Origin of the sequence: Capnocytophaga stomatis (assembly GCF_002302635.1) — a bacterium.
Classification (GTDB): domain Bacteria; phylum Bacteroidota; class Bacteroidia; order Flavobacteriales; family Flavobacteriaceae; genus Capnocytophaga; species Capnocytophaga stomatis.
This window is the reverse complement of sequence record NZ_CP022387.1, coordinates 2,665,119-2,678,688: the sequence shown is the minus strand read 5'-3', so window position 1 is coordinate 2,678,688 and position 13,570 is coordinate 2,665,119. Positions and strand designations below refer to the sequence as shown.

At 34.6% G+C, this 13,570-nt stretch carries 6 protein-coding genes and 1 CRISPR repeat array; all 6 genes read right to left on the bottom strand.

All coding sequences use genetic code 11. From position 1 onward, the window contains the following. Window positions 1-63 precede the first annotated feature (63 nt). Complete coding sequence (recO, locus tag CGC58_RS11860) at window positions 64-780, bottom strand: DNA repair protein RecO (RefSeq protein WP_095896905.1); 717 nt, start codon at window positions 778-780, stop codon at window positions 64-66. Between the two features lie 107 nt (window positions 781-887). Then, window positions 888-5,477: a CRISPR direct-repeat array (repeat unit 47 nt; unit sequence GTTGTAAATTGCTTTCAAATTTTCGTAACTTTGTGATTGGTTACAAC). A 112-nt stretch (window positions 5,478-5,589) separates the two neighbouring features. Continuing rightward, complete coding sequence (gene cas2 / locus CGC58_RS11855; RefSeq protein ID WP_095896904.1) at window positions 5,590-5,928, bottom strand: CRISPR-associated endonuclease Cas2; 339 nt, start codon at window positions 5,926-5,928, stop codon at window positions 5,590-5,592. Continuing rightward, window positions 5,925-6,818 carry a type II CRISPR-associated endonuclease Cas1 gene (gene cas1 / locus CGC58_RS11850; RefSeq protein ID WP_095896903.1) on the bottom strand — a complete coding sequence of 298 codons (894 nt, stop codon included), beginning with the start codon at window positions 6,816-6,818 and terminating at the stop codon, window positions 5,925-5,927. The genes cas2 and cas1 overlap by 4 nt, the downstream gene beginning before the upstream one ends. A 17-nt stretch (window positions 6,819-6,835) precedes the next feature. After that, window positions 6,836-11,179 (bottom strand): type II CRISPR RNA-guided endonuclease Cas9, encoded by a 4,344-nt coding sequence (gene cas9, locus CGC58_RS11845; RefSeq protein WP_095896902.1) that lies wholly within the window; start codon window positions 11,177-11,179, stop codon window positions 6,836-6,838. A gap of 347 nt (window positions 11,180-11,526) precedes the next feature. Then, entirely contained in the window at window positions 11,527-12,840 is a 1,314-nt protein-coding gene (nqrF, locus tag CGC58_RS11840; protein WP_095894057.1) for an NADH:ubiquinone reductase (Na(+)-transporting) subunit F, read from the bottom strand. A 3-nt stretch (window positions 12,841-12,843) separates the two neighbouring features. Then, the gene (nqrE, locus tag CGC58_RS11835; RefSeq protein WP_095896901.1) at window positions 12,844-13,554 is read right to left on the bottom strand and encodes an NADH:ubiquinone reductase (Na(+)-transporting) subunit E; all 711 of its coding nucleotides are present in this window, start codon (window positions 13,552-13,554) and stop codon (window positions 12,844-12,846) included. Between the last annotated feature and the right edge of the window lie 16 nt (window positions 13,555-13,570).

The window sequence follows — 13,570 nt, the reverse complement described above, 5'->3', positions numbered from 1 at the left end:
ATTTTTAGTATTAAACTTTTTGAATTTGCTGACTAAGAAGGATTTTTTTGAAAGAACTTCAAATCAAAATAAAACTTGCAAAACTTCCAAAGATTTTGGCTTTCTAAAACCGGGAAAGTGCCACTGATAATATTTTAAAAGATGATTTAAAAGAATATTTCTTTCATTTTTTGAAGATTTAATTTCATATAAATCAGAATATTCACAAGAAATAATATTTTTAAAAAAAATAAGTTCTTTGCCCGAAATAGAATGTTTTGTTTCATCGGAATGACTGAAAGTTCCTTCCTCCAAACTGAAAAATAAATTATCCTCATTGGAAGTATCGGGATAAAATCCTAAAAATCGTGTTAAATCAATCAAAAATTTTAAATGAAAGTTGGGCAAGAAATCATTTTCATCAAAAAAACATAATTTTTCCTCTAAAAATTGATACAAATCAGGTTCTGCATACTCATTAGCACAGGCAAAAGAACAAATTTCGGCTAAGAGCATTGTTACGGAACTTTTGTAAATATCTGTGTGTATGGACTGATAAACTTTGGTTACTTTTGCTTCCTTGATGCGTTCCAAAGAGGCTGTGTTTCTGTTACTTACCACCAATTCCAGTTGCATAAAAGGCTGAAAAAGAGCTGGTTTTAATGTTGTTTTTTTTGAGGATAAAACGCCTTGAAGCAAGTACGAACGAACACCCAAATCTTCGGTAAAACATTTAACTATCAAGCTATTATCTCCATATTTCAAAGCTGAAATTACAATTGCCTTAGTTGTTGAATACATTTTTCTACATTTTTTAAATTTGTGCCTTTCCGATTATTTTTAACGAAAATACAAATTCCCCACCAAAACTACGCGAAGATATAAAGTATTTGTAGATTGACAAAAATTATTGTAACGGCTTTCAAATTTTCGTAACTTTGTGATTGGTTACAACGAGGAGCAGTTCGGTAAGGAGAACATCGTGGTTGTAAATTGCTTTCAAATTTTCGTAACTTTGTGATTGGTTACAACCAAAACGCCTTAAAAACAATGCAAAATAAAGTTGTAAATTGCTTTCAAATTTTCGTAACTTTGTGATTGGTTACAACATACGACACCCTCACGCCGTGAGTTTATAAGTTGTAAATTGCTTTCAAATTTTCGTAACTTTGTGATTGGTTACAACCACTTTTCGCCAGAACCAACAACGCCCAATGTTGTAAATTGCTTTCAAATTTTCGTAACTTTGTGATTGGTTACAACGAGGAGCAGTTCGGTAAGGAGAACATCGTGGTTGTAAATTGCTTTCAAATTTTCGTAACTTTGTGATTGGTTACAACAAATATGTGCTTTTTTGTCCTGCTGGAGATGTTGTAAATTGCTTTCAAATTTTCGTAACTTTGTGATTGGTTACAACGTAAGTTATTTTTGAGTAGAAAAGATGTAGGTTGTAAATTGCTTTCAAATTTTCGTAACTTTGTGATTGGTTACAACATGGGAGCTGCAAGTCCATATTTTTTTTCTGTTGTAAATTGCTTTCAAATTTTCGTAACTTTGTGATTGGTTACAACATGGGAGCTGCAAGTCCATATTTTTTTTCTGTTGTAAATTGCTTTCAAATTTTCGTAACTTTGTGATTGGTTACAACCACTTTTCGCCAGAACCAACAACGCCCAATGTTGTAAATTGCTTTCAAATTTTCGTAACTTTGTGATTGGTTACAACGAGGAGCAGTTCGGTAAGGAGAACATCGTGGTTGTAAATTGCTTTCAAATTTTCGTAACTTTGTGATTGGTTACAACTTCTTTATGTTTCTTATCCTGCTCCTGAATGTTGTAAATTGCTTTCAAATTTTCGTAACTTTGTGATTGGTTACAACTTTTCTTTTAACTTATCAATTAGTTCTTTAGTTGTAAATTGCTTTCAAATTTTCGTAACTTTGTGATTGGTTACAACGTTGGCATACAATTAGAGAAACTACGGACAGTTGTAAATTGCTTTCAAATTTTCGTAACTTTGTGATTGGTTACAACACGAAGGCGAATATTTAGAAGCTAAAGAAGGTTGTAAATTGCTTTCAAATTTTCGTAACTTTGTGATTGGTTACAACCACGTTCTTTATCGAAATTCTTGTTCGCTAGTTGTAAATTGCTTTCAAATTTTCGTAACTTTGTGATTGGTTACAACGAATTATGTGCGCATTAGCGGGTATTGTTAGTTGTAAATTGCTTTCAAATTTTCGTAACTTTGTGATTGGTTACAACATACGACACCCTCACGCCGTGAGTTTATAAGTTGTAAATTGCTTTCAAATTTTCGTAACTTTGTGATTGGTTACAACATCTCAAAGACCAATCTGAAAGAGTAATTAGTTGTAAATTGCTTTCAAATTTTCGTAACTTTGTGATTGGTTACAACTTATGGGGCTTGCTGTTAGTGAAGTTCCGGGTTGTAAATTGCTTTCAAATTTTCGTAACTTTGTGATTGGTTACAACGACGAGGATTTGAAGACGCACGAGGCACATGTTGTAAATTGCTTTCAAATTTTCGTAACTTTGTGATTGGTTACAACGTTGATTGTTTTTTTTGCTATTAATATCTCGTTGTAAATTGCTTTCAAATTTTCGTAACTTTGTGATTGGTTACAACTTACACAAGTTCTTGATGTAAATCATTGGCGTTGTAAATTGCTTTCAAATTTTCGTAACTTTGTGATTGGTTACAACATTACCAGCGTAAACGTGTATAGCACTTCCGTTGTAAATTGCTTTCAAATTTTCGTAACTTTGTGATTGGTTACAACATTACCAGCGTAAACGTGTATAGCACTTCCGTTGTAAATTGCTTTCAAATTTTCGTAACTTTGTGATTGGTTACAACGATTGTTAAATGTATCCTTTAATTTTGAATGTTGTAAATTGCTTTCAAATTTTCGTAACTTTGTGATTGGTTACAACAAATCCGAAATAGACGCAAGTATATTATTTGTTGTAAATTGCTTTCAAATTTTCGTAACTTTGTGATTGGTTACAACAAATAGTGTATAAAGAACACGTATAAGTAAGTTGTAAATTGCTTTCAAATTTTCGTAACTTTGTGATTGGTTACAACTAAAAAAAGTCTGTCATAATTAAGATACTTGTTGTAAATTGCTTTCAAATTTTCGTAACTTTGTGATTGGTTACAACTGTGTTTTTTTATTACCACACATTTTACATGTTGTAAATTGCTTTCAAATTTTCGTAACTTTGTGATTGGTTACAACATACGTTCAGGCTTGCCGTACGCCAAAGTCGTTGTAAATTGCTTTCAAATTTTCGTAACTTTGTGATTGGTTACAACTGTGTTTTTTTATTACCACACATTTTACATGTTGTAAATTGCTTTCAAATTTTCGTAACTTTGTGATTGGTTACAACATACGTTCAGGCTTGCCGTACGCCAAAGTCGTTGTAAATTGCTTTCAAATTTTCGTAACTTTGTGATTGGTTACAACTGGGGTATCTAAAAAACAGAAAATCATTTCGTTGTAAATTGCTTTCAAATTTTCGTAACTTTGTGATTGGTTACAACCAAGCTCAAAGTAATTTTTTAAATAAGGCAGTTGTAAATTGCTTTCAAATTTTCGTAACTTTGTGATTGGTTACAACTTTTGTTGGTTTATTAACTAATTGTGCTTCGTTGTAAATTGCTTTCAAATTTTCGTAACTTTGTGATTGGTTACAACCAAGCTCAAAGTAATTTTTTAAATAAGGCAGTTGTAAATTGCTTTCAAATTTTCGTAACTTTGTGATTGGTTACAACTTTTGTTGGTTTATTAACTAATTGTGCTTCGTTGTAAATTGCTTTCAAATTTTCGTAACTTTGTGATTGGTTACAACCAACAATCGCAATTAATGCGAAAATAAATAGTTGTAAATTGCTTTCAAATTTTCGTAACTTTGTGATTGGTTACAACCTGAATTTGTAATTGCTTTTGTTGCTCTTCGTTGTAAATTGCTTTCAAATTTTCGTAACTTTGTGATTGGTTACAACAGTTGTTGACAACTTACCAGAGCCGATGGGGTTGTAAATTGCTTTCAAATTTTCGTAACTTTGTGATTGGTTACAACCGCCGCTCAAATTCCTCTTTTAAAATCCTAGTTGTAAATTGCTTTCAAATTTTCGTAACTTTGTGATTGGTTACAACAAGAAAATAAAAGTGTAACTGATATAAATCGTTGTAAATTGCTTTCAAATTTTCGTAACTTTGTGATTGGTTACAACGGAATCTTGTATAGGTACAGGCTGATTTTCGTTGTAAATTGCTTTCAAATTTTCGTAACTTTGTGATTGGTTACAACGCAGCCGTGACTAAAGAAGGCGTCCCGGCCGTTGTAAATTGCTTTCAAATTTTCGTAACTTTGTGATTGGTTACAACAAGGCCGCTTCGTTGATTATATGAATGTTTGTTGTAAATTGCTTTCAAATTTTCGTAACTTTGTGATTGGTTACAACAATTTATAAATCTATAATCTCCATATCTCCGTTGTAAATTGCTTTCAAATTTTCGTAACTTTGTGATTGGTTACAACGAACATACTTTTAATGGACTAAGTGTAGAAGTTGTAAATTGCTTTCAAATTTTCGTAACTTTGTGATTGGTTACAACGGGTTTTACTTTCATTTGTCCTTACTAAATGTTGTAAATTGCTTTCAAATTTTCGTAACTTTGTGATTGGTTACAACGACTTGACGATGAATCAAGCCTCCGCACTCGTTGTAAATTGCTTTCAAATTTTCGTAACTTTGTGATTGGTTACAACGTCAGCAGAGATGATGCCGCTAGCGATATAGTTGTAAATTGCTTTCAAATTTTCGTAACTTTGTGATTGGTTACAACAAGACAAAAAATTTTCCTACAAATCCTACAGTTGTAAATTGCTTTCAAATTTTCGTAACTTTGTGATTGGTTACAACAGAATAATTTTTGTCAGTAGCACGAACGGGGTTGTAAATTGCTTTCAAATTTTCGTAACTTTGTGATTGGTTACAACAATCGGATAATTTATTATGACGTATGGAACGTTGTAAATTGCTTTCAAATTTTCGTAACTTTGTGATTGGTTACAACTCTGCTGGTGCTTGTACTTTTTCTTCTGCAGTTGTAAATTGCTTTCAAATTTTCGTAACTTTGTGATTGGTTACAACGTTTTTTTTATTTTTAACTAACTATATTGAGTTGTAAATTGCTTTCAAATTTTCGTAACTTTGTGATTGGTTACAACGTGAAATTTATCGGAACGGGTATTTCGTGGGTTGTAAATTGCTTTCAAATTTTCGTAACTTTGTGATTGGTTACAACAAAGGATTAGAAATAAATTTAAACAAAACAGTTGTAAATTGCTTTCAAATTTTCGTAACTTTGTGATTGGTTACAACGCCTTTGAAATTTTCAATGCGTAATTCTTTGTTGTAAATTGCTTTCAAATTTTCGTAACTTTGTGATTGGTTACAACCTCAAAAAATAATCCCCTGTTTTTCAGGGGATTATTTTTATTTTTAGAAATAAAAAATTGAGCAAAAAAAGAATAAACTGGATTGGATAAATCCATTTTTTTCATTCTATTTCTAAAATAACTCGAGCTGCTGAAAAGTAGGTGGCGGATCTTCGCGTACTTTAGAATGAAATATTTCCATATCACCAAACTGCTTATCTGTAATCGTCATTACGGCTACTTTCCCGTATTTGGGAAGCATCATTTTTACTCGTTTTTTATGCACTTCTGCATTTTCTCTACTCGGACAGTGCCTCAAATAGATAGAAAACTGAAATAAAGAAAATCCATCATCTTCCAAGCGTTTTCGGAAGAGATTGGCTGCTTTTTGCATTGCCTTAGTTTCGGTTGGCAAATCGTATAAAACCATTACCCACATAATTCTATAAGCGTTAAATCGTTCGGAATTCATAACATTTTAGGATAAGAAATTTGTCTTTTTTCGCCCGTATAGCATTTGTACAGAGAGGAAACGGTAGATTTTACCGCGACTAATAGCGGACGCACCTGCTCGTCTATTTTCACATCTTTGGTAGCGATTTGTAAAAAATAGGCTTTCGCTTCTTTGGTCAGTTCTTCGGCTTCAGGATTCTTTTCCAACCATCGGATGACCAATAAATCCACAAAAGGACGGTAAGGTTCCATTAGGTCATCTGCCAAACAATAAGCATTGTATTTGTTTTTGTGAAAAATCCCCAAAACGGGCAGTAAACCTGTTTCTACAATGGCTCTTGCCACGATACTTCTCAATACGGAATAACCAAAATTGAAAAACTGATTGGGCGAATCGCCGTAGCGTTCGCGTAAAAAATCGGGGTGAATGAGGTATTTCCAATAGTGCTGTGCAGCGATGCCTTCCATATTGCTGGTGTCGCCCGATTTCACTTGGCTGAGATACTCATACATCGGACTGGCGTAAGTTCCAAGTCGTTCCAAAACAGCGGCTTGATTGGCTATTTTGCATTCTATGGTTTGTTTCCACAGCTGTTTTTTGAGCGGTTCGCTGGCTTCTATCTGGTCTTTTATGCGTTGGGAATAAATCGCATTTCCGTGGAGCGGTAGCATTTGTCCGTGTGGGAGATGATGGGCATCGCAACTGATAATCACCACATTGTTTCCCATCAGCCACTGTATCAGCTGATGGGAAATGGTAATCTGAAAGTGGTCGAGCATCAACAAACCCAAATCTTCTACCGGAACGCTCCCTTTCTCTGCTTTGGTTTCGGGACAAACGATTTTCATCTGTTGGTCTTTCAACTTCAGATACGCTGGATTACCAATATAAATGGAGCGGTAGAGCATAATTTCATCGTTTTTAATTAATATTCTCCTACACTAACAATATCTCCTAAATGATTGATTCTAACCTTTATGATATCATTCAAAGGTGACAAACTTTTAATTTGTTGGTAAGTTTTTCCTTGCAACTCTTTTTTATCTTCTACTGTCGTTTCTAGATGATGTCTGAATTTAAAATCACGAACTATCGCATTACCATATTTCACAACAGATATAGTTTGCACCCTAAATAAATTTGGGCTTATTATTTTCTTGTTTTTAGGATCCAATAAATCAATATCGTTAGGATTAAATCCTGTTGATTCATTCGGAAAAACAAACATTTCATTCTGTTTCATTGTGAACAAAAATTCCCAACCCAAATGCTGATTGTATGTTTTGTCTATAATAGGTAATCCTTGATTGGCTCTTACGACAGCTTCAAAAACTGATACTACTTTTTCTTGTAAATTCCCTTTATCATCAGAGTAAACCGCTACATGATGATTGTTTCCTGTACTGATAAAGTCCACAGGAATAGGCTTACCTTCTTTATCCAAAATTTCTTTTCCTAAATGGTCTTTTTTCGTATGCAAAGGCTCGGCATTTGCTACACCGCTTATGGTTACACGCTTTATCGCAATTCCCTTTTCTTTATTGAGCCATATCGGATTTTTGTCTAAATCTGAAAAGGCTTTTTTAGCATCGTTTCCAAAAGATTGTAGTCGTTCTTTCAAAATTCTTTTTACCCCTTCGTCTAATATTTTGTCGATTAACTTTTCATCTTTAAAGTTTTCAGGAGTAATGTCTTTTCGGATGGAAAAACTATTTTCTAACCATACCAATTTCACTTTTTCAGGCAGTTGTTCTGTTTGGGTATCATCTAAATAAATAGGATTTTTCGCCAATGAATTTTTACCTGTAAAAGCCTTTTTCGGATCGCCGCCATTTTCTTCTAATCTCTTTTTCAACAAGGATTGATACAGTGGATTGGCTACTTTTTTGATGGTTTCCAAATCAAATTTCCCTCCAATTTTTTCCTCTTTTTGTACATAATACTGGTATTTCCCATAAACTGTTTCTTTATGCAATTGTCCACGAGGAGTTAAAACTTCCTGAACTTTGTTACTTCCCGCAACTTTATTCTTGTTTTTGGTAACTACCTTATTTTTAGCCTTATGAGAAATTAAAACATTTTCCAAAAAGGCTTTGGTTACCTGACGGAAATTGGGCATTGGTGCTTTAAAAACTCTTTTTTCATTACCATTTTTATCGGTTACTTTTATGGTTTCCAATTGCTGAATACCCATAATATTGCTATGTTCCTTATGTTTTTCATTTTTACGAGCATTCAGATAATTAAGATATTGAATATGATTGTATTTGGTAAAAGCCACCGTAAGAGCATCCATTGCGTGATGGCGATGGTCATTTCGTTTTGTCCAATCAATGATAACTTCCACTTGCTGACCATACTTACGATCTTCCATTTCGGTAAGCCCCAAGGCTCTGTATTTCGGCAAGTTGAGTTCTTTCATCACATTGACCAAATCCCAATCTTCCCTCAATCTATCCGTAATACCCCCCGATGTAGAAAGCACATTTCGAGTAATTTGCAAAAGTATTTCTTTGGCTTTTTTAGCAATGTATTGTGTTTCACGCAAATCTCTTTCCACAAAACCATCTCCGATTTCACTTTCTTTTTTCAATAATTTTTTATACTTAGAATCAGATATTCCTTTTTCCTCAACTTTTTTCAATGGATTTCTCCTATTATGCAATCTACTAGGTTTTCCTATTTCGTATAAATTTTCTATTCTAGAAAGAAACTCTTCCAATTGCTTTTCACCCAAACTTTCTATATAATCATACGCAGTTCGCTCACCTTTTTCTAAATTCGTTTTTCTATAAATAATCGTTTTATTTGAAAAACTATCATCAAACACTCTTGCTTTAGGTATAATATGCTCTATATCAATTTCTTTACTAAATAATTTCTCTCTTGGAATGTAATCTCCTTTATACAAATCTTTATATCCATTATCTTTCAACTCTTCATACAAGCGATAACGGATAATATCATTTCTTGTTGGATTTGGTAAACCAAACTCATTCTTCAAAATCTTAATGATTTTCTCGTGTTCGGTTTTCGCTTTATTGATGTTTGCCGTCATATTGGCTCTTTCTTCCGCATTTTTTTTCAGTTCACGAGCCAATTCTATACGAATTTCATCGAATTTAAAGTTAGGGTTTTCTGTTCGGTATTTCTTTAAAAGCGCATTGACCAAGTTAATCATCTGATTTAGAATCTTTTCTACTACCGGTTGACGCAAACTATTCTTTTTCAAGACTTCCAAACTATCTTTCAGCACACGATTATCGTTTTCTTCTTTGGTCAATGAATGTTTAGAATGGCGGTAACCTGCTAATTCACAGGCGGTACTGAATTTATTTTCCTTAATATATGGATAAATTTTCCGCATCGCTTTGGTAGAAAGATTACCATAATCATCTGACAGAGAAACATTCGCTAAAATTTGAGCATACTCTTTTTTAAAACCGAATTTTGTTTCTAACAATTTATAAAGCAATTCGTTACCACTTTTAGAATCATCGCCTTCATAAGAATACAGCAAATGCCAAAGCTGATAACTTGCTTGATTTTCAAAATCTTTACCGTCTAATTCAGCATTGAAATGCAGAATATCCGTGTTGATACCTGCCTCTTTAAAAATCGCTTGAACCATATCCTTGATTTCCGATGCAGGAACTTTCAAATCATCAAGTTCCACTTCATCTTTATTCAATTTTACTTTGAGGTGATTTTTTGCATCATATCCCTCTAAATCAGTAATTTTCAAATATGCTTCGTATAATGCTTTATTTGTTCTACTACCCTCTAATTCAGGATAATTCATCTCCCATTCTTTGGGAGAATACCCTAAAATTTCCAAGCAATAATCCGCTTTGAGATTTCCTTTGAGATTTAACTCATTAAATAATACTTGTTTTGCTTCCAAATCCAATTCGAAAATTGTTTTCTCTTCTTCAAAAAGAACTGCTTGTTGATTTTTAGCTACTTTTTTCGTTTTACTTCCTTTTTTACGAATCAAGACATTGTTTAAATTCTGCCAAATTTTAAACTCTTGAAACAGAGGCGATGATTTTGGAGCTACTTTAAGACCGATTACTTTTTTGGTACTCGTTCCATCTTCTTTTTTAATCTCTATTTCCTTATTTTCAAATTCACAGAAACTCACCAATGATTTTTGCGATTTCAGTTTTCTTTGGTAGAAAATTACTACATCTCGAAGTTCTTTTTTTAGTTCGTCGGTCAAAATCTGTGGATAAAATTGAGCTTGGGTATTCCAAATTTGTTCAAATTCATCTAAATAATCTTGGCGATAAAACACCTGATTTTTCAACGAAGTATGTGGATTTGCTGCAATTTGCTTCCAAAGATACTCGCCTACGGTTTCATTATTGAAGTAAAGTTCCTTGCTTCGGTCTGAAATTGCTCCCAAATAACCACTGGAATTATTTAAATTATTATTGATTTCGGTGATGACAAAAGCCAATTCTTCCCTTGTCAATTCCTTTGAGAGAGCATCTACTCGCCATTGATAGGCTTGTAATTTTTTATCTTCTCTACTTCCTTTATTTTCAGCGGTATAGATTTGGTATTTTGCCAAAAACAAAGCACTGGTTGCCCTTTGTCCTTTACCTTTAAGTTGAGCGTAAAATTCATCGGTCAAAATATCCGAATGAAACTGCTTTTGAAAATCCCACACTTTGTCCATTTCTATCTGTAAATCAGAACGATAGTAGTCAGGTAAGGATTTTTTACCTTCTTTCAAAAGTTGTAAAGACAATTGCCCTGTGGTTAGGTTTTCTTCATAAAGTCGTTTTGCAACTTCCATTCCGTCAATCAGTTGCCCTTCGTCTTCGTTTTTTGCCTTTCGACTGCTTTTATAACCTCTTTTTTTATTAATCGTTAAAAAAACACGAGCCAACTCTTCCAAAGATATTTTTTCTTTAGCCGATTTTGCTCGTAATTCTAATGTTTGGAAGGTGGTTCCTTTACCGTTTTCTGTTAAAATTGTATTTTCAGAAATGAGTTGATGATCTTTCAAAAGTTCGATGAGTTCTTTTCTACGGAGCTTATAGCGTTGCAGGTTGCGTCTAGCACTTCGTTTCAGGGTTCTATCGGCATTGGTAGAAATGGGCTTCCCTTTCTCGAAATTTGTTTTTTCATCGGTTGTTAGCGGATTAACCCGAACACCAACATCCAAAATTTCTGATTGTTCATTATCGTTTTGAGCTTCTTTTACAACTGCCCAACCAATGGAGTTTGTCCCTAAATCAAGACCAAGTATGTGTTTCATATTTATAGCTTTTAAAAATTTACAAGTGTAAAAGTACAAATAAAAAGTTAAATATTTTTACAGTATCTATTTTTTTTTTACCTTTGTGGCAGTAAGCAATTTACAATAAGGATTATTCCGTTGTGAAAACATCTAGTGCCTCGCCTATCTGCGGGGCTTTTTACTTTAAATAAGCTCTCTGAAAATGTTTTACCTCAAAATCTTCTTCAAAAATATAGCTAATAGGGCTAATTTTAATAAATCTAGGATTTTTAATCCTTACTGATTGAGTATAAAATCAAAAAAATCCTTTCTCAAATTTGAGAAAGGATTTTTCATTTAATATTTCTAACCGCTTTCGGTTTTTATTATCCACCAAAGTCATCGAAGCGGATATTTTCATCGGGCAAGCCGAAGTCCTGACCCATTTTTTGTACCGCTTTGTTCATCATCGGAGGTCCGCAGAAGTACAACTCAATATCTTCGGGGGCATCGTGTTTGCTCAAATATTGGTCAATTACCGCATTGTGAACAAACCCTGTAAATCCGTCTCCTTCCGTATCGTGAATGTCTTTTTTCACTTTCCAATTATCCTCAGGAAGCGGCTCGGAAAGTACAATGAAGAACTTAAAGTTCGGGAACTCACGCTCCAATTCCCAGAAATGCTCCAAGTAGAACAATTCTCGTTTGGAACGACCTCCGTACCAATACGTTACCTTACGTCCTGTTTTCAATGTTTTGAACAAATGATACAGGTGCGAACGCATCGGAGCCATACCAGCTCCACCACCTACATACAACATTTCGGCGTTGGATTCGTTGATAAAGAACTCTCCGTAAGGTCCTGAAATTACCACTTTGTCCCCTTTCTTACGAGAGAAAATGTATGAAGAAGCTACCCCAGGGTTCACGCTCATCCAGCCGTTTTTAGCTCTGTCCCAAGGTGGCGTAGCGATACGAACATTCAACATAATTTCGCGTCCTTCGGCAGGATACGAAGCCATTGAGTAAGCACGCTCTACGCTTTCTGTATTTTTCATCACCAAAGGCCAAAGGTTGAATTTATCCCACTCCATTTTGAATTTGTCAGGCTCGCCAGGGTGTTCAGCAGGATGTGCTGTAATATCAATATCCGAATATTTGATTTCGCACGGCGGAATTTCAATCTGAATATATCCTCCCGGTTTATAATCCATATCCTCAGGAATTTCTACCACAAATTCTTTAATAAAAGAAGCCACGTTGTAGTTACGTACCACCACAGCTTCCCATTTTTTGATACCAAAAATTTCTTCAGGAATTGAAATTTCCATATCTTGTTTTACCTTCACTTGGCAAGCCAAACGAGCTCCTTCTTTCAATTCTTTTTTAGTGAAGTGAGGTGTTTCGGTAGGAAGTGCCTCTCCTCCACCTGAAAGCACGTGGCATTCACATTGGATACAAGAACCTCCACCACCGCAAGCCGAAGGCAAAAATATCTTTTGATTTCCTAAGGTAGAAAGCAATGAACCTCCCGAAGGAACTTCAATTACTTTTTCTTTGTTGATGGTGATTTTCACAGGACCCGACGGGGCTAATTTCTGCTTAACTACCAACAACAAAGCTACCAACAATAACGTAATGACCAGCAAAGCAATCACCGTTACTGCTACTGTTACTAATATACTGCTTGATAATATCATTTCTTAAAAATCTTTTGTGTTATGGGCTAATTTTTCCTTTTTCTCCACTTTTTGCTCCATCATCGCTTTAGTCTGCTCGTCTTCAGCTTTTTTGGTACCGCCTGTAAGCATACCACCGAAACTCATAAACCCGATAGCCATAAGCCCCGTGATGATGAAGGTAATCCCTAATCCACGAAGTGCAGGCGGAACGTTCGAATAACGGATTTTCTCGCGAATGGCAGCAATGGCAACAATTGCCAAGAACCAACCAATTCCCGAAGCCAATCCGTAAGTAGCCGCCAAACCAATAGACGGAATTTCACGAGATTGCATAAAAAGCGAGCCTCCCAAAATCGCACAGTTTACAGCAATAAGCGGTAAGAAAATCCCCAAAGAGTTGTACAATGCAGGAGCAAATTTTTCAACAATGATTTCTACTAACTGAACCATTGTAGCCACCGTTGCGATGAACAAAATGTAGGTCAAAAAGCTCAAATCATAGCTTGCATACTCTTCACCCAACCAAGCCAAAGCTCCTTCTTTGAGCAAATATTCGTTAAGCAACCAGTTGATAGGCACCGTTACCGCCAAAACGAAGATAACCGCCGCTCCTAAACCAACTGCCGTAGATACTTTTTTGGATACCGCAAGGTAAGAACACATACCCAAGAAGGTAGCGAATACCATATTATCTACGAATATCGATTTAAAAATCAGTTCAATATATTCCATTTTATAATCTTTATAA